General features: G+C 70.6%; 13 protein-coding genes and 2 pseudogenes. 4 read left to right on the top strand and 11 right to left on the bottom strand.

Features of this window, described 5'->3' with window-relative positions:
- From HF519_RS18335 to HF519_RS18310, 6 genes are all read right to left on the bottom strand, one after another.
- The coding region (locus HF519_RS18335) for an MBL fold metallo-hydrolase (protein ID WP_438826411.1) at positions 1–387 on the bottom strand (387 nt) is incomplete at its 3' end.
- A 225-nt stretch (positions 388–612) separates the two neighbouring features.
- Positions 613–708: a pyrroloquinoline quinone precursor peptide PqqA gene (pqqA, locus tag HF519_RS18330; RefSeq protein WP_169414193.1), complete on the bottom strand. Its 96-nt coding sequence runs from the start codon at positions 706–708 to the stop codon at positions 613–615.
- A 47-nt stretch (positions 709–755) separates the two neighbouring features.
- Positions 756–2,456, bottom strand: a complete 1,701-nt coding sequence (locus HF519_RS18325; protein WP_169414192.1) for a PQQ-dependent dehydrogenase, methanol/ethanol family — start codon at positions 2,454–2,456, stop codon at positions 756–758.
- A gap of 13 nt (positions 2,457–2,469) precedes the next feature.
- On the bottom strand, positions 2,470–2,931 hold the full coding sequence (locus tag HF519_RS18320; RefSeq protein WP_169414191.1) for an MSMEG_3727 family PQQ-associated protein: 462 nt from the start codon (positions 2,929–2,931) through the stop codon (positions 2,470–2,472).
- 665 nt (positions 2,932–3,596) lie between these two features.
- The gene (gene katG, locus HF519_RS18315) at positions 3,597–5,819 is read right to left on the bottom strand and encodes a catalase/peroxidase HPI (protein ID WP_438826412.1); all 2,223 of its coding nucleotides are present in this window, start codon (positions 5,817–5,819) and stop codon (positions 3,597–3,599) included.
- A gap of 127 nt (positions 5,820–5,946) precedes the next feature.
- A complete protein-coding gene (locus tag HF519_RS18310; protein ID WP_312860186.1) occupies positions 5,947–7,263 on the bottom strand; it encodes a LytTR family transcriptional regulator DNA-binding domain-containing protein in 1,317 nt (438 codons plus the stop codon).
- A gap of 607 nt (positions 7,264–7,870) precedes the next feature.
- Between HF519_RS18310 and HF519_RS18305 the strand changes: the two genes are divergently transcribed.
- The 3 genes and pseudogenes from HF519_RS18305 to HF519_RS30505 form a co-directional block, all read left to right on the top strand.
- Positions 7,871–8,080 carry a hypothetical protein gene (locus HF519_RS18305; RefSeq protein WP_169414188.1) on the top strand — a complete coding sequence of 70 codons (210 nt, stop codon included), beginning with the start codon at positions 7,871–7,873 and terminating at the stop codon, positions 8,078–8,080.
- A gap of 769 nt (positions 8,081–8,849) precedes the next feature.
- Positions 8,850–9,008 carry a hypothetical protein gene (locus HF519_RS18300; protein ID WP_169414187.1) on the top strand — a complete coding sequence of 53 codons (159 nt, stop codon included), beginning with the start codon at positions 8,850–8,852 and terminating at the stop codon, positions 9,006–9,008.
- Between the two features lie 20 nt (positions 9,009–9,028).
- Positions 9,029–9,142: pseudogene (locus HF519_RS30505) on the top strand (IS701 family transposase); the annotation flags it as partial.
- Between the two features lie 112 nt (positions 9,143–9,254).
- On the opposite strand, the gene HF519_RS18290 reads toward HF519_RS30505, so the two are convergent.
- The 3 genes from HF519_RS18290 to HF519_RS18280 form a co-directional block, all read right to left on the bottom strand.
- Complete coding sequence (locus HF519_RS18290) at positions 9,255–10,367, bottom strand: NERD domain-containing protein (RefSeq protein WP_246244423.1); 1,113 nt, start codon at positions 10,365–10,367, stop codon at positions 9,255–9,257.
- A complete protein-coding gene (locus HF519_RS33330; RefSeq protein ID WP_169414194.1) occupies positions 10,304–10,621 on the bottom strand; it encodes a DUF3761 domain-containing protein in 318 nt (105 codons plus the stop codon). The genes HF519_RS18290 and HF519_RS33330 overlap by 64 nt, the downstream gene beginning before the upstream one ends.
- Positions 10,622–11,074: 453 nt before the next feature.
- A complete protein-coding gene (locus HF519_RS18280) occupies positions 11,075–11,623 on the bottom strand; it encodes a DUF3558 family protein (protein WP_169414186.1) in 549 nt (182 codons plus the stop codon).
- 136 nt (positions 11,624–11,759) lie between these two features.
- Here HF519_RS18280 and HF519_RS18275 point away from each other — a divergent pair, with 136 nt between their 5' ends.
- Positions 11,760–14,387, top strand: coding sequence for a helix-turn-helix domain-containing protein (locus tag HF519_RS18275; RefSeq protein ID WP_169414185.1), 2,628 nt, complete (start codon positions 11,760–11,762; stop codon positions 14,385–14,387).
- On the opposite strand, the gene HF519_RS18270 is transcribed toward HF519_RS18275, so the two are convergent.
- Both HF519_RS18270 and HF519_RS33655 read right to left on the bottom strand, forming a co-directional pair.
- Positions 14,375–14,992, bottom strand: a complete 618-nt coding sequence (locus HF519_RS18270; protein WP_169414184.1) for a hypothetical protein — start codon at positions 14,990–14,992, stop codon at positions 14,375–14,377. The two genes, HF519_RS18275 and HF519_RS18270, sit on opposite strands and share 13 nt — an antisense overlap.
- Before the next feature lie 8 nt (positions 14,993–15,000).
- Positions 15,001–16,424: pseudogene (locus tag HF519_RS33655) on the bottom strand (hypothetical protein).
- Positions 16,425–16,492 lie beyond the last annotated feature (68 nt).

The following is a 16,492-nucleotide window of genomic DNA, read 5'->3' as shown; positions in this document are numbered from 1 at the left end:
TCCCCGCTCCGTCCCGGCCCCGAAGCGTGCCCGCTTGCTCGTGGGAACGTCGAAGGCCCGGTACGACAAGCCGTCATCCAGGGATACGTCAGCTCCCGGGACGACCGGTCGCCAGTCGACCGGGCAGTAGCGTTCGAGCGTCCTGAGCAACGCCGTCCCCTCGCACAGCGTCTCGTGTACCGCGGGGGTGGCGTGGAGCTCGAGGGCCCGTCCCTCGCGCAGCAGCAGCAGGCCGAGCGTGTGGTCGAGCTCGGCGTCGGTGAGCAGCACCGCCTGCAGCGGTGTCGCTCTGCCGTCGAGCGGATGCAGGGCGGGGAAGGACTCGATCTGAGCACGGATGTCGGGTGAGGCGTTGAGCAGGAACCATCGGTGTCGGTCGGCGCTCACCGCGATCGACGACTGCGTGCGGGGATGACAGGGCCGGGACCCCTCGCGCACCGCCCGGCATGCCGGGCAGCTGCAGTTCCACTGCGGAAAGCCTCCCCCCGCTGCCGATCCCAGCACGCGCAGCCACATCCTGTTGCTCCGTCCCTCGCCGGCCCTGACGTCCGCGCTCCGTCCCGGACGGCCGGAAGGGCGCCGGACCCGTGTCCGGCGCCTCCCCACGTCCCGCTAGTCCTCCAACTGAGCGACGTACATCGTCACTTCAGGGGCGACTCCGATCTCGTCGAACTCCGGGGTCTCCCACACGGCGAGCTGAGACTCCATGGATTCACCTCCTCTCTGCCTGATGTCGGCAGGCTCCCGTCACGGCACTACGACGATTCCGGGAGGGCGAAGACGATCAGGGCGCTTCCGTGGCCCGCGCCGAGCATGCCGGGGAGGAACCCCTCGGCCCACGCACCCCAGCCGACCGGAACGGCGATGTACTGCCGTCCGTCGACGCTGTAGGTCGTCGGGCTGCTGTGGTGCCCGCTGCCGCACTGGAACTGCCACAGCTGCTCCCCGCTGCGGGCGTCGAGCGCGACGAACTCCCCGGAGGGCTTCCCGGCGAACACCAGGTCGCCGCCCGTGGCCAGTGCCGACGCGCACATCGGAAGCTCGTTGCGGTAGCGCCACTTCTCCTCACCGTTGCCGTCGAACGCGCTGATGGACCCCGCCATGTCCTCGATGTCCACCTGAACGCCCGCGCCCCAGTACGGGATGCTCTCCTTGAACTCCCGGCGCCGCCGGGTGGCCGTTGCGCCGGTGTCCTGGACCGGGACGTAGAAGAGACCCGTCTTCGGGCTGTAGGCCGCATGGGTCCATTCCTTGGCGCCGGCCGGACCCGGGTAGAAGTGGACCGGTTCCCCCTCCTTCTCCGGGTACACCTTGGCCGTCACCTGGCCGTCCCGCGTGATCGCCCCCCAGGTGATGCGGTCCACGAAGGGGGTGATCTGGGCCAACTCGCCGTTCGTGCGATCGACGACGAAGAAGTAGCCGTTCTTGTCGAAGTGCCCGAGCAGCTTGCGGTCGTCCTGTTCGAACAGGATGCACTCCGCGATGCTGTCGTAGTCCCACACGTCGTGCGGGGTGCACTGGTAGTGCCAGCGGATCTGGCCGCTGTCCACGTCGACGGCGACGATGCTGTCGGTGTAGAGGTTGTCGCCCTCCCGAACCTCGCCGTCGAAATCGGGCGCCGGGTTGCCGGTGCCCACGTACAGCAGGTTCGTCTCCGGGTCGAAGGTGCCGGTGAGCCAGCAGTTCGCCCCGCCGCGCGCCCAGGCCTCGCCGTCGGATGGCCAGGTCTCGGAGCCGGGCTCGCCGGGCTTCGGGACCATGTAGCAGCGCCAGACGTGCTCCCCGCTCTCGATGTCGAACGCGTCGAGGTGACCGCGCACGCCGAACTCCCCGCCGGAACTCCCGACGATGACCATGTTCTTCACGACCAGCGGCGCGACCGTGGCGCTCTCCCCGGCCCGCACGTCTCCGTAGGTCTTGTCCCAGACCCGCTTGCCATTGGTGGCGTCGAGCGCGAGCACGTGGGCGTTCGCCGTGACGAAGAAGACCTTTCCCTGAGCCACTGCGACCCCACGGTTCACGTTCCCGCAGCACAGTGACACGTCGAAGGGGATGGCGTGCTTGTACCGCCAGATCTCCACGCCCGTCTTCGCGTCGAGGGCCCAGACCCAGCCGTCCCAGCCGGCGACGAACATGACCCCGTCGACGACGATCGGGGCGGCCTCGAACGAGTAGGTCGACGCACCCGCGATCAGGCCGGTCGTGCCGGCCTGGAAGATCCACTCGGGGCGGAGACGCTTGACGTTCTCCGTGTTGATCTGGTCCAGCGGGCTGTACCGTTGCCCGTTGTAGGCGCCGTAGTAGGTGAGCCAGTTCTGGGGCTCCTCGCGGGCGTTGAGAATGCGCTCGTAGGTGACGTCGGAGACCACCGGCGGCGCGACATCGCCGCCCGGGGTCTTGTAGTTCAGAATTCCCTGGTCGACAGCCTCACCCGCGTCAACGTAGTCAACGGTCATCGCAGGCTCCTTTCTACGGCCGTGGTTGGGCGGGACGGTCGAGGCGAGCCTCCGGCGGAACTTCCCCCAGCACGACGATGGCCCCGGTCAATCCCCGGCCTTCGTCGTTTCCTGTGGGCGAGCTGTAGTAGTAGCAGCCCGGGCCGTCAAGGTTGAGGGTCGCCCTTCCACGCGAATGGTTCACCAACCAGATGAATTTCCTGTCGCCGTTGGACGGTAAGAGCGCGCAGTGCGTATTCAGATCGTCGTTGATGAGCTCGAGCTCGATATCACCCCCATGGGGCATGACCAGAATCGAGGGATCGAAGCTCAACTCATCGGGCGGGATCCGGATCTGCGCTTCCATCCGGCCATCAGCTCGCTCCGTGGCCTGCCCAATGCTTCCGGTCCCCAGCACCCGACCTATCGCCGCTTTGTTCTGCACGTCCAACCCGATCTTACTGAGCAGGTCGGCTCGCTCCTGCGCGGTCGTCATGGGGCTTCACCTCCCAATCCCCGATCCCGGTATCATCTTTTCGCGTCGGCCGCGGTCACGGTGGCACGTTGCGACTGGTTCACAACCTTCCGCTGGGCACGAGAACACACCCGGTCGAGATAAGAAACACCCCGGTCGGCCAAGATCCCGATTTGCCACGGCACAGCAGTCGGCAGCAAACTCGGACGCGTCGACCTTGGAGGTAGCTCACGCGCCCGGAGCCTCGCCCACCCATCACCAGCGACCTGTTACAACTGCTGGCTCATTCTTTTTCGAGTTGACCTCGGAGCTTTCCGGGTCTATTCAAATCGGCCGGGTGCCGACCTTCGCGACGCACTCCCACCTCAACTCCTTTGTCTCAGTGTGATCGTACACCTGTTTGCGATTGTGGCAGCACATATTGGCATGAATCTGTAAGGGGTCAGAACTCTACGCCGGATGAATCAGGCCGACAAGGGTAAGCGCCAATTCGGGCCGGCGCGCGCCGTTCGTACGCCGCCAGGTACCGTTCGTGCTCGATACGCCACCGTTGCGAGGAACAAGGCTGCGCTACACCTCATCTCGCTGTGGCTGGGCTGGGCAAGGACCTTTGATCAATCGCTTTTGATCAACACCGGCGGACCAGCCACGACGCCCCTCCCGACATCTGAACGCCCGACGGAGGATCAGGCGAGGTCGTACCGGTCGAGGTTCATGACCTTGTCCCACGCGGCCACGAAGTCGCGCACGAACTTCTCCTGCGCGTCGTCGCTCGCGTAGACCTCAGCGACGGCCCGCAGCTCGGAGTTCGAGCCGAAGACGAGGTCCACGCGGCTACCGGTCCACTTGACCTCGCCCGTGGCGCGGTCGCGGCCCTCGAAGGTCTCCGCGTTCTCGGAGGTCGCCTTCCACTCGGTGCCCATGTCGAGCAGGTTCACGAAGAAGTCGTTGGTCAGCGACCCGGGTGCCGAGGTGAGGACGCCCAGCGAGGACTGCCCGGCGTTCGCGCCCAGGACGCGCAGCCCACCCACGAGGACGGTCATCTCGGGCGCGCTCAGGGTCAGCAGGTTCGCGCGGTCGATCAGGAGGTACTCGGCCGGCAGCCGGTGGCCCTTCCCGCGGTAGTTGCGGAACCCGTCCGCAGTCGGCTCCAGCGCGGCGAAGGACTCCACGTCGGTTTGCCCCTGCGACGCGTCCGTGCGTCCCGGGGTGAACGGGACCTGGACGGCGTGGCCGGAGTTCTTCGCGGCCTGCTCGACCGCGGCGCACCCGCCGAGCACGATGAGGTCGGCCAGCGAGACCTTCTTGCCCCCGGTCCGGGAGCTGTTGAAGGCCTCCTGGATCCCCTCCAGGGTGCGCAGCACCGTCGCCAGCGTATCGGGGTCGTTGACCGCCCAGCCCCGCTGCGGCTCGAGGCGGATGCGCGCCCCGTTCGCCCCGCCGCGCTTGTCGCTGCCGCGGAACGTCGAGGCCGACGCCCACGCGATGGAGACGAGCTGGGACACGGACAGACCCGAGGCGAGGATCCGGCTCTTGAGGGCGGCGATGTCCTCCGCCCCGACCAGCTCGTGGTCCACCGCGGGCACGGGGTCCTGCCAGAGCAGCGTTTCCCGGGGGACCAGCGGCCCGAGGTAGCGCTGGATCGGGCCCAGGTCGAGGTGGGTCAGCTTGAACCAGGCCCGGGCGAACGCGTCCGCCAGCTGGTCCGGGTTCTCCAGGAAGCGCCGCGAGATCTGCTCGTAGACCGGGTCGAACCGGAGCGCGAGGTCCGTCGTCAGAATTGTCGGGGAGTGCGTCTTCGACGGGTCGTGGGCGTCCGGCACGGTGCCGGCCCCGGCGCCGTCTCTCGGAATCCACTGCCACAAACCGGCGGGGCTCAGCGCCAGGTCCCACTCGTAGCCGAACAGGGTCTCGAAGAAGCCGTTGTCCCACCTCGTCGGCGTGGGGGTCCACGTACCCTCGAGGCCGCTGGTGATGGCGTCCGTGCCCTTTCCGGTGCCGTAGCTGCTCTTCCAGCCCAGGCCCTGCTCCTCGAGGGGGGCACCCTCCGGCTCGGGGCCGAGGTACTTGTCCGGGTCGGCCGCGCCGTGCGTCTTGCCGAACGTGTGCCCGCCCGCGATCAGCGCAACGGTCTCCTCGTCGTTCATCCCCATGCGCCGGAACGTCTCGCGGATGTCCCGGGCGGAGGTGAGCGGGTCCGGAACGGTGTTCGGGCCCTCCGGGTTGACGTAGATGAGGCCCATCTGGTCAGCAGCCAGAGGCTTCTCCAGCTCCCGGACGCCGCTGTGGCGCTCGTCGCCGAGCCAGGTGCGCTCCGGGCCCCAGTAGACGTCCTCGTCCGGCTCCCAGACGTCGGCGCGGCCGCCGGCGAACCCGAAGGTCGTGAAGCCCATGATCTCCAGGGCGCGGTTGCCCGCGAAGATCATCAGGTCGGCCCAGGAGATCTTGCGGCCGTACTTCTCCTTCACCGGCCAGAGCAGCCGGCGCGCCTTGTCGAGGTTGCGATTGTCCGGCCAGCTGTTCAGCGGCGCGAAGCGCTGCATGCCGGCGGCCGGGCCGCCCCGGCCGTCGTCGATGCGGTAGGTCCCGGCGCAGTGCCACACCATCCGGACCACGAGTGGCCCGTAGTGGCCGAAGTCGGCCGGCCACCACTCCTGCGAGGTCGTCAGCACCTCGTCGATGTCCCTCGCCAGGGCGTCGAGGTCGACCGTGTTGAACTCTGCGGCGTAGTCGAAGTCCTCGCCCATGGGGTTGGCCACGGCAGAGTGCTTGCGGAGGATCTTCAGGTTGAGCTGGTTCGGCCACCAGTCGTGGTTGCTCGCGCCCCCGGTGGGGTGATTGCGGCGCCCGGCCAAGACGGTATGCCCGCCCGCGCTTCCATTGGCGCGGGCCTGGCCGGGCTTGCCGATCGGGGCGCCGCGGGCTGGGACACCGAGCGCACCCGCACCCCCGTCTCGGTCGTTCCTCTGGCCAACAACGGCGTCAGGGCTGTCAGACACGGGAATCCTTCCGGGCACGGAGGTTGTGCTCAATCACTCAGATGTCCAGCGCCCGGCGCACGGCCGGCGCGTTCCGCCGGGAAACCGGCACCATCGTGTTCGTCCGGTCATCCATCACCAGGAACAGCTCGCCCTTGAGCCCGCGCTCGATCTCCCGGATGCGGCTGAGATTGACCACGTACCGGCGGTGCACCCGTAGGAAGCCGGCATCCGCCAGCTCACTGCCGAACTTGTCGAGGCCCTGAGAGGCGGCTCGCAGTCGTCCCTCGCCGGTCGACAGCCACACGTCGTTGCCGTCCGACTCGGCGAAGGAGACCTCAGACCGCCGCAACAGCACCATCCGGTTGTCGCGCATCGCGACGAGCCGGCGCGGCTGTACCGGAGGGCGGGCGGGCCCCTCCGCCTCGGGCAGTTGCTCACCGTCGGAGGCGCCGAACGTGACCAGGCTCCCGATCAGGTGTCCGGACCTGAACACGGGTCGGATGCCGACCGGCGTCGGTTCTTCCGCGAGGTGGGTGAAGATCTGCGTCGAGCCGACCCAGTCGGGGTTGTGGGTGGCCTGCTTACTGGCATACCGGACGACTCGGATCAGGTCCGGCAGCCCGGGGTTCCATCGCAGCGTGGGGTCGACCGCCGGGGTGGAGGCGGGGACGCCCATGAGCACGCTCGCCGTGTCGTCGGCGATCACCACCTTGCCTGCGGTGTCCACCGCGGCGAGCGTCGTGCCGGAGCGGGCCCTGGCCTGGGTGTATGCGGCGAGCAACCCGGCGCCGCTGTCCCGGGCACGCCTTCTCAGGGTGCCCTGCGTCGTGGCGACCGCGCTGGACAGCCACCCACCCGTGGCCTCGGGAAGCTGGGTGCGCCAGCAGGAGATGTTCAGCACCGCGATCGGGTCCCTGGTCACCACGTCACGCACCGCGATGCCCGCGCAAACCCAGTTGTGGAACGCCTGGCACCAGTGCTCCGCGCCCCTGACCAGTACCGCACCATGCGCTTCCAGCGCCGTGCCCATGCCGTTCGTACCGGCCGCGCACTCCGACCAGCAGAACCATGGCGCCAGATTGGAGTCGGATGCTCTGCGGAGCGTGGCGTGGTCGCCCCACGCGGCCAGGATCCGCCCGGTGGCGTCGGTGACGGTGACGATGCCGTTGAGGTTGCCGACCTCCTGCGCCACGGACACCGCCAGACCGCCCAACTCCGTGAACACCACGTCGTGTTCGAGCGTGTGGTCGATCTGCTCGACGGCTACCGGGGCTTCGGTGAGGTGTGGGTCCACCCGGTACTGCTCTCGGCAGCGATGCCAGGAGATCACCACCTCGGGCCGGACACCCGGGACATGATCCTCGCCCTGCACGAACCGTTCCCATGCCGCGAACACGGTGTCCCTGGACGGGCTCGCCGACGTCGGCTCTAATCGGTGTACATCCCTCATGGTGGAGAACCGCCTTTGGTCCATCCCCAACGCCGGACGCATGCGCCCGGTCCGCGCCGGTCACCGCTCGTCGCGGCCAGGCCGGAGAGGACTGGACACTGCGTCGCGCGTCTTGCTGCTTGGTCCCTCGTTGTGAGCAGTGCCACAGACCGGCGCTGCCCACTCTAGGCACACCTCCAGCCTGCGTCATGACCCCTCGCAGGCGAGTCGGGGAAAGTGAGGTCGCGGCGCCTGGCGTGACCGGGGGATTCTTCGGTCCCGGGCCTGTCGATGCCGGCGGGCGTGGAGCCGCAGGCGCGGATCGTGCTGCCGGCTGCGGAGGGGGTTCGGCCGGCAGTGGTCTCCGTCGCCGTCGTGCTGGCCACCTGGAGCCGCCCCCCGAGCGGCTCCGCTGCACCCATCGTCCGGACCAAGCCCGCAGCCGGGTACTCGATCACTGACACCCCGGTCGAAGAGTCTCGTGCGCTCGCTACCCGGCAGTACATGGGAGGGCCTGGCGCTCGGTCCTCATCGCGGGGAAGCTATCGGAGTGGAACTGGAGTTCGGAATCGTTGCGCGCTGTTTGCGGCGCAAGAGAGCGGGGTTCATTCAGACGAGCGAGGAAGAAATAGTCTTTTTCTGGGCGAGAGATGCGCACCGTTTGAAGCTCAACGAGAACAACCAGATAGTCTTCGCGCAGAGGTACAAGAAGATGCACTGCCCGAATGTGGGAGACCTCATCGTCTTCGAACGTAACTGATTCCACACATCAATTCCCGGCATCAGATTCCAGGCTCGGGCATGGAACAGGTACCCTCTATGGTTGGTGTTTCACGGAATGCAGATGCTGAATTTGAAGCGCCTGCTCGGCAGGGAGTGACGAGCAAGGAGATCGGACCGGCGGTCGAACCGCTTCACCGGCGGGCATGGAACTGACTGGCTGCACCTGGGCGCGCGCGGATCGTCGGAACGAAGCCGGCCAGCGGCCAGATCTTTCACGCTGGGGCCGGCGGAGATCGAGATTGCTGGCCTTCGCGGCGTGGTTCTGCATGAGGAGAAGATTCGTCCTCCCGGTCGGCGATCCCCGATTCGAGCACCGGGCACCCACGCGGAGCGCGCCGCGATGAGACTCGAGCGTCGTGGGTCTGCGCAGCAGTCGATGATCGTCTGCTGACGCCGAGACCACCGACACGGCGCCCTGTTCACGCCTGGTAACCCGATCTCGAGTTCTCGGACGTCGCCCCGTCTACATGCGGGGCGGCGTCCGACTCATCTCGGGCCCGGGTGCCGGGCACGCGTTCACTGCGGAAGCCGAACGCCGAGGCCCGCGACGGCGCCTGACCGAGATCGCCTCGAACGCCAACGCCTCGCCTCCAGATCCGCTCATCGGGCGGCAGCCGATCATCACCCACTGATCGCTGTCACATGGCCGGGACACCACGCGCCCACAGACGCCGGGCTGGGCTCCCCTCGGGTGGCGGGACACGGCCTGACCCCCAGGGCATGCGCCACGCCGTTCCTCAATTCCGGTGGTCAACGGGGCGGCCGTGGTCGAGCGCGGCTATGAGCTGCACGCCCCGGGGGTCGAGGTGGCGGAGCGGGCCGGGTCGCCGGTGGCGGTGGTGCTGGAGGGGAGCTGCGGCGCGGCGAGCTGTGCAGGCTCCGGTGGCGGGACGTCCATCTGCTGAACGGCGTCGTGCCGCTGACCGAGCTGGTCCGCGTCGCCGGGACCCGCTGGCGCGTCGAGGAGTCCTTCCAGGCCACCAAGACCCTGACCGGGCTCGCCGGGCACCAGGTCCGCCGCTGGGGCTCGTGGCGGCGACGCCGACACCAACACCGCACCCGAATCAGCCACTACCACCGCCGGCCAGCAACATGATCACGATCTACGGCTGGAGTATCAGTTCAGGGGGTCACCTGGCTCAATTGCCGCCTCAGCCGCGCCACGTCTCGGAACGGCGGGCCACCGCATAGAGCTCGTGAACCCGCTGGTCGGACAGAGTGCGGTGGCCGCGGCGCAGGGCCCGGGACAGCTGCTGGGCAGGGACAACAAGGACACCGTCGCGGGTCTGACGGCGGCCGGTCACTCGCGCCCCCACCACGGCGATCACCGGGCGCACCGGCACCGGCTCACCCCCGGCCGCGGCGGTCAGCAGCCGGGCCGCGCGGGCGGCCTCGGCGAACGCCTTGCGGGCATAGGAGGTCGCGGTCCCATTCACCATGACGACACGGTCGCCGACCCACACCGTCGCGCCGGGGTGATGCTTGGTGTTGACCGTGACCACCCCGGCTGGCCCGAGCACGACGTGATCGATGTCGGCGCCCCGGGTACCGATCGGAACCGCGTGCAGCACGTGCCAACGCGGCACCTGCCCGGCCAGCCGAGCCCACCACGGGTCGGTCAGCCGGCGCAGGTAGCGGGCGGTGATCCGTTCCCCCGCCGCGCCCACCCGCCAAGCACGCTCACGCGTGTGTAACCCGAACAACCGGGCGAGGAAGCTGCCGACCGGTGCCGCGGCGCGCAGCTCTGCAGCGACCTCGGCGGCCGCCTGCCCGGGCCGGTGGGCCGCCAGATCGTGCCCCTCCCCCGCGTGCGGCGGCCCCGGCTCGACGACAGAGCCCGCGGCCGAAGGACCACCGAACGAACCCCCGAGATCGCTGGCCGGGTCGTCGTCGACCCGCCAGTACGCCGGCGGGCCGGGCACGTCGGTCGCGACAGAGCGGGACTGGCCGTCTGCTGGCGTGCGCGGTGGGGGGATATGCATCCGGATGAGGTCCGGGGCCAATTCGGCTCCCCCGCCGAAGGACGGCGTCGAGACCGGCAGCGCGGGCGCCCGCGCCTCGGGGCGGGCCCGACCGGGGCCGGTACCCGCGTGGTACGCGGCCAGCGCCGCCTGGAACTCCTCCGCCCGCCCCGCGGGCACCCCGCAAGACCGCCCGGTGATCGCGTCCAGGTAGCCGAGCGCGGCCCCGTCCGGACTGGTCACGTATAGCCGGTCATGGCCATAGCGGCGCCAGCGCCGCACCCGGCCCGGATCCTCACCCATCGCCTCGTCGCCTCCCCGACCGCGAACGGTCCTGTATGCAGCGCTCCGCTGGACCGACCTCGGTCAAGCGTCTGGGCGATACCGTCGTGCGACGAGCACGTGCCCTGCCGGTGCTTGCTGGAGCTGTAGTACTCGTCCACACACCTGTAGGTGGCCCCAGGAGGTGGAGTCGGTCCGACGACTGGACAAAGCACACAGACGTGGCCGGAATCGATGTCATGATTCGTCTCATCACATGACGAGCCCGCGGCCATGGTCCGTCTGCCATGCAGCGTGCTGCTGGGGCCACCGTCTCCCAGCTCCCCGACCCCGGGTCGTTCATTGCGCCATCCCTCTCCGGGTGTCGACCCCTTGCCGCACGCACCCTGCATCGTCCCGCTCACGGCAGGTGTTTCGGAGAATCGCCGGACGGAGACAGCGATCATCAGAATTGATGATCAGCCCGCGGCTACTCGAGCCGTCCGAGTACTCCTCGCGCTCGCGGGTGCCCCGGCGAGGGTGCTACTCCCCAAGGAGGGTGTTCAGCTCCCGATCACCAGCCTGATCCTTCTCGAACACGTTCTGAGCGCCTCCCCGGCGGGGTGATGTGCTGGCCGGGCCGTCCACTGAAGTGTGAAAGCGGGGCCCGGTCGGCTCACCCGGCGACGAGATCGATGAGCGCCGCCTGCTCGGGCCCGGCGGTAACGCCGGTGACGTCATGTGGTGTCCTACAGCCGGTCGCGGACCAGCCCGATCATTCGGGCCGCCGTCGGCCGGTCGGCGTCGGTGCTCACGTCGGTGACCACCTGCATCTCGCAGGCCCGGCCGTCGACGGCGAACTCCGCGACGTTGCCGGGCGCGAACCGGATGCCCGCCGGCCCGGGCTCGGCCGGGCCGTAGTCCGACGGCTCGGGCAACCGGTCGCCGGGCGCAGTACCCGTCCGCCCTATCCTGACGGTGATCGACGAGTAGGTCTCGTCGTTGCGCCAGGAGCAGGATCCGGCCCCGTTCCCCGGGTCCAGCCGGCCGCCGTTGTTCGTGCCGATCACCGCTGTCACCTCCTCGGAGGTGAGCAGCCGGCACACGTCGATCGGCGGCTCGGCGGGGGCCCCCGGGACCTGCGGGATCTCCGGGACCCCGGCGCCCGGGTTCACGCCGGCTGCCTGCGGGGCCCCGGTCCCGCCGCACCCAGCCAGTGCGAGGAGCAGGAGTACGAGTACGAGCACGCCACGGGGGAGCGTCGCCCGGCTGGGGCTCGGGTAGCGCGGATCGGTCATGGGGAGGCCTCCGGTCGAGGGATGGATGGTGGGCCGACGATGTCCCACGCCGTGTCGCCCCGTCTCGCGTAGCGGGGTACCTGTTCGTTCCGGACTCGGCCTTCCGGTGGATCCCCTGGCGAAGCAGACTCCCCTGATGAGCAGCACGGGTGGCACTGCATGGCCGCTGACCGGACGCGAGGCGGAGCTGCGGTCGATGGCCGGGGCGCTCAGCCAGGCCGGCGGGGTCGTGCTCGCCGGGCCGACCGGTGTCGGCAAGACCCGGCTGGCCCGCGCAGCGCTGGCCGACCGTGCCCCGGACCGGGTGCACTGGGTGGCCGCGACGGAATCGTCCCGGGAGATTCCGCTGGCCGCGTTCGTGCCGGTGCTGGGCGACGAGGTGAGCGGGGCCACCGGTGCGCTACCACTGGCCGCCGCACACGCCGCACTGCGCGTGCGCCCCGACGCCGTGCTCGGCGTGGACGACGCACACCTGCTCGACGACGTCTCGGCGACGCTGCTGCACCAGCTGGCGGTGGCGGGCGAGACTCCGATGGTGATCACGGTTCGCACCGGGGCCCCGGCACCGGCCGCCGTGACCGCGCTGTGGAAGGACGGCCTGCTGGCCCGGCTCGACCTGTCGCCGTTGACCGGTGAGCAGACCGGGGCGCTGGTCGGCGCGGTGCTCGGCGGTCGACTCGACGGCGACAGCATCCGCCGGCTTCACGCGGTGACTGCCGGGAACGTGCTGTGGCTGCGGCACCTGGTCGACGGCGAGCTCGCCGCCGGCCGGTTCGTCGAGACCGCGGGTGTGTGGCACTGGGCCGACGCGCCGCGGATCACTCCCGCGCTTGCCGAGCTGATCGACATCCGGATCGGTGCGCAGCCGCCCGGGGTGGGCGAGGTGCTCGAACTGCTGGCGATCGGCGAGCCGCTCGGCGTGCCGCTGCTCGAGAAGGTGGTCGGGCCGATCGAGGTCGAGGACGCGGTCGCGCGCGGGTTGGTCACCGTCGACACCACCGGACGCCGCTGGGAGGCCCGGCTGGCGCACCCGCTCTACGGCGAGGTGCTGCGAGCGCGCAGCGGACCGATGCGGGCCCGGCGGCTGCGCGGCGTCCTCGTCGAGGCGATGGCCGCCCCCGGCGGGTGGCAGGCCGGTGACATGCTGCGCCGTGCGGTACTCGCCCTGGAGAGCGACCTGGCCCCCGAACCGGGTCTGTTGTTCGCGGCAGCCGCCCGTGCCCTGGAGCTCACCGACCTCCCGCTGGCCGAGCGGCTGCTCCGCGGGTCCTGCGCCGCGGCACCGGCGTTCGACCCCCAGCTGACGCTGGCCTTCACCCTGGGCTGGCAGTTCCGCGCGGTGGAGGCCGAGCAGGAGTACGCCGCCGCGGCGGCTCTCGCCACGACCGAGGAGCAGCGGGTCCGGGTCGCCCACGCCCGGGCGTCCAACCTGTACTACATCCTGAACCGGCTCGACGAGGCCGAAGTGGTGCTCGCCGACGTGGAGCGGGTCTCGCCGGACGCCGCGCTGGACATGCAAGGCATGCGCGCCCACCTGGCCGCAGGGGGCGACCGACTGGCCGACGCCGAGCGAGCGGCGCGGCAGGTGCTCGACGCGGAGCGGGCCTCATCGCAGGCCGAGACGTACGCGGCCTGGGCGCTGCTCGGGGTGCTGACCCTCACCGGCCGGCACGACGAGGCCCCGGCGATGGCCGGCCGGGCCGTCGCCGCCGCGCTGCGTGCACCGGAGACGGCCGCGCTGCAGGTCAACATCGCCTACTGGGAGCTGTTCGGGCTGGGCCTGGCTGGGCGGCCGGGCCTGGTGCGCGAGCGCATCGCGGAGCTCGGTACGTCGCTGACCGGGAAGTTCCTGTCCTTGTTCCTGCCGGTCCTCGAGGGCTGGCTCGCCCTGGTCGAGGGCCGCCCAGGGCTGGCGGCGCGGCTGCTCGCCGAGTTCCGCCCGCACTTTCCGGGCTCCGGCGGGGGCTGGACGACGATTCTGGAGACTACGCTCGCCCACGCACTGGGCATGTGCGGCAACGTCGTCGGCGCCCGCGAGGCGGTGCGTCGGGCACAGCAGGGCCGGCACCCGGGCATCCGGTTCGAGGAGCCACGGCTGACCCTGGCCGAGGCCTGGGCGGCCGCCGCCGAAGGTGCGGTCAGCCTGGCGGTCGAGCGGGCCCGGCGGGCTGCCTCGCGGGCCGCTGGGTCGGGACAGTGGGCCGTGGAGGTGCTGGCCAGGCAGACCGCGGTCGGCTTCGGAGACCGTGCGCAGGCTGCCCGGCTGGCGGAGCTGGCCCGCTGTGTGGACGGTCCGCGTGCGTCGGCCGCCGCCGAACACGCCCGGGCGCTTGCCGACGGTGACGTCGAGGCGCTGCTGTCCGCGTCGGAACGGTTCGAGAGCGCCGGCCTGGTGCTGTCCGCCGCCGAGGCCGCCGCGCAGGCCGCCGAGCTGTGCCGGCAACGCCATGACCTGGGCGGACAGGCGGCGGCGGCCCGGCGGGCGGCGCTGCTGGCCGCGTCCTGCGCGGGCGCGCGCACCCCGGCGCTCGTCGCGGCCGCCCGGCCCTTCCCGATCACCGAACGGGAGCGGGAGGTCGCGACCCTGGCGGCCGGCCCGCTGTCGAACCGGGAGATCGCGCTGCGGCTCGGCATCTCGGTGCGCACCGTGGAGGGTCACGTCTACCGGGCGTGTACGAAGCTCGGGGTGGGCGACCGGGCCGCACTGGCCGCGCTGGTGGCCGGTGTGCCGGACGAGCGACTACGGGATGGTCAGGAGCAGTAGCGGCCGGCCAGTCGCCGGGCCTTCTCCAGGGCGAACGCGGCATGGGCCTCGATCACCCCGGGCGGGGTGGCCGGCGCGCCGACCGTCACCAGGTGGTCGACGCCGTCGGCGGTGCAGCCGACCTCGGCGAACGTGACGTTCACCGCGGAGTAGGCGCCGGTTCCGAGCCCCGCCTCGTCGGCAACGACCACGTTGGGTTGGGTCGCGGTCTCCCGCGCGAACGCGAGAGAACCCTCGATGTGCGCAAGCAGGTCGAGCCGGACGCTGTACTCGGAGTCCGGGTCGGTGCCGGTCTGGCCGTACAGGCACCGCTGCGGCCCGAGCGCGTTGTCCACCCACATGAGGGTGGTGCGTCGGTCGACGGTCTCCTCGGCGACCGGCAGGGTCAGCAGGCTGCAGGCGTCCAGGTTGGATGGTGCGGCTCCCGCGCCGTCGTCGGCCGGTTGTCCCGGGACGTCGAGCAGGCCGGTCGGCTCCGACGCGGCCGAGCGCGCTACGCCCGGCTCGGTGGCCGCCGGCTCCGGCGTCGGCGACTGGCAGCCGGCGACGGCGCCGAGCAGCGCGAGCGCGCACAGCCGATGCGCGAGACGGTGGGAATGCGGCACGGTTCTCCTCAGGTCGATCCTGCGAGGCAGATCGGGGACTGCGGCAGGGTCTGTTTGCGGCTGGCGATCGAACTCTCCCGTTCGGTCGTGAACTCCACCTTCGGCTTGACCCAGCCCGGCAGCCTCGGGAGCAGTTCTCTCAGGGTCGGATCGCTGATCCCGAGGGCGAGCCCCGCGGCGCCCTTGATGTCGAGCGCCGCGTTCACGCACCGGGCGTAGGGGGCACCCAGGGCCGACCCGTTCGTCACCCCGACGGAGAACGAGAGCTTGAGGTAGGGGCCGGCGGCGAAGCCCGGGACGCCGACGCCGACCAGCACCCGTTGCTCGGCAGCGAACACCAGCCCGGCCGGGGCCAGGGAGATCCCGGTGATCGAGTCGATGAGGCTCTTCTGCACGCCGAACTCGGGGACCGTCAGGGAACCGCCGGAGATCCCGAGCGCGCCCTTCACCGTCCACACCCCACCCGCCGTGAGCGTGTCGTTCCGCCCACCGAAAGCGGTGATGACGATCAGCTTCGACCTGACGTTGAGCACGGTCGGGACCTCGCCTGGGAGGTAGAGCGTGTTGTCCACCGGTAGCTCGATGCGGACCTTGCCGTTGTCGGACGCGCCGCCGCCACACCGGCGGCGATGTCGACCGCGATCGACTCCAGGCCCTCCAGTGCGGCGTCGAACGAGCCGACCCGGCCGTTCGCGATCATCGTGTCGGTGCGCAGCCGCAGGTTCCGGACGCCGATCGCGAGGTCGATGAACACCTTGAGCCGATCGGTCGCGGTGGTGCCGACCTTCAGGTCGAGCGTGCCTGCGCTGTGGGCGGTCTTGACGGTCCAGCTGCCGACGCCGACCTCCGCCCCGTTCTTCACCGGTGGCGGGAGCGGCCCGGACGCGGCCGCCGCCGCGACGGCCGGACCGCCGGGGCGGAAGGCGGACGGCCGCATGAGCGGCCCGGTGCCGGGGAAGCCGGGCTCGGGGTCGGCCTCGGGATCGGCGAGAGCGCCGGGCCGGTCCGGGATCACCTGGAACTGCATCTGCGACGGGTCGATCGCGGTGTCGATGCGTAGCCGGCCGTCCCGGATCACCTCGGTGAGCTCGACCGGCGCCAGGAGCACGTGGACGTCCCCGTCGCCGGTGGGCGTCAGCTCGACGACGCGGCCCACCGCGCGGCTGGTCGCGAACATGACGCTTCCCGGCCGGAGGTCGTCGACGCCAGGGGCGTCACCGTCGAGCACCCAGGTCAGGCCGTCCGCACCGACCGAGCGAACCGGGTTCACGCCGCCGCCGACCACCACCACGTCGGGCTGGTAGGTGAAGCCCACCGGCCGCTCCTTGGCGGCGTGACCGTAGAGCCGGGTCGTCGCGTCGTCGGACCGGGTGCCCCCCACGGCACCCGGTGCGCTGCAGCCGGTAGCGAGGAGCAGCACCACGATGCCCATCCGAGTCAGCCACCAGAGCCCGTTCGCCACAGCGAGATCGTCCCGGCGGTGCCGCCGGCGGTCACGCG

It is taken from the genome of Pseudonocardia bannensis, assembly GCF_012911875.1.
GTDB lineage: Bacteria > Actinomycetota > Actinomycetes > Mycobacteriales > Pseudonocardiaceae > Pseudonocardia > Pseudonocardia bannensis.
The sequence above is the reverse complement of the archived record's forward strand: the minus strand, read 5'-3'. Positions and strand labels throughout refer to the sequence as shown.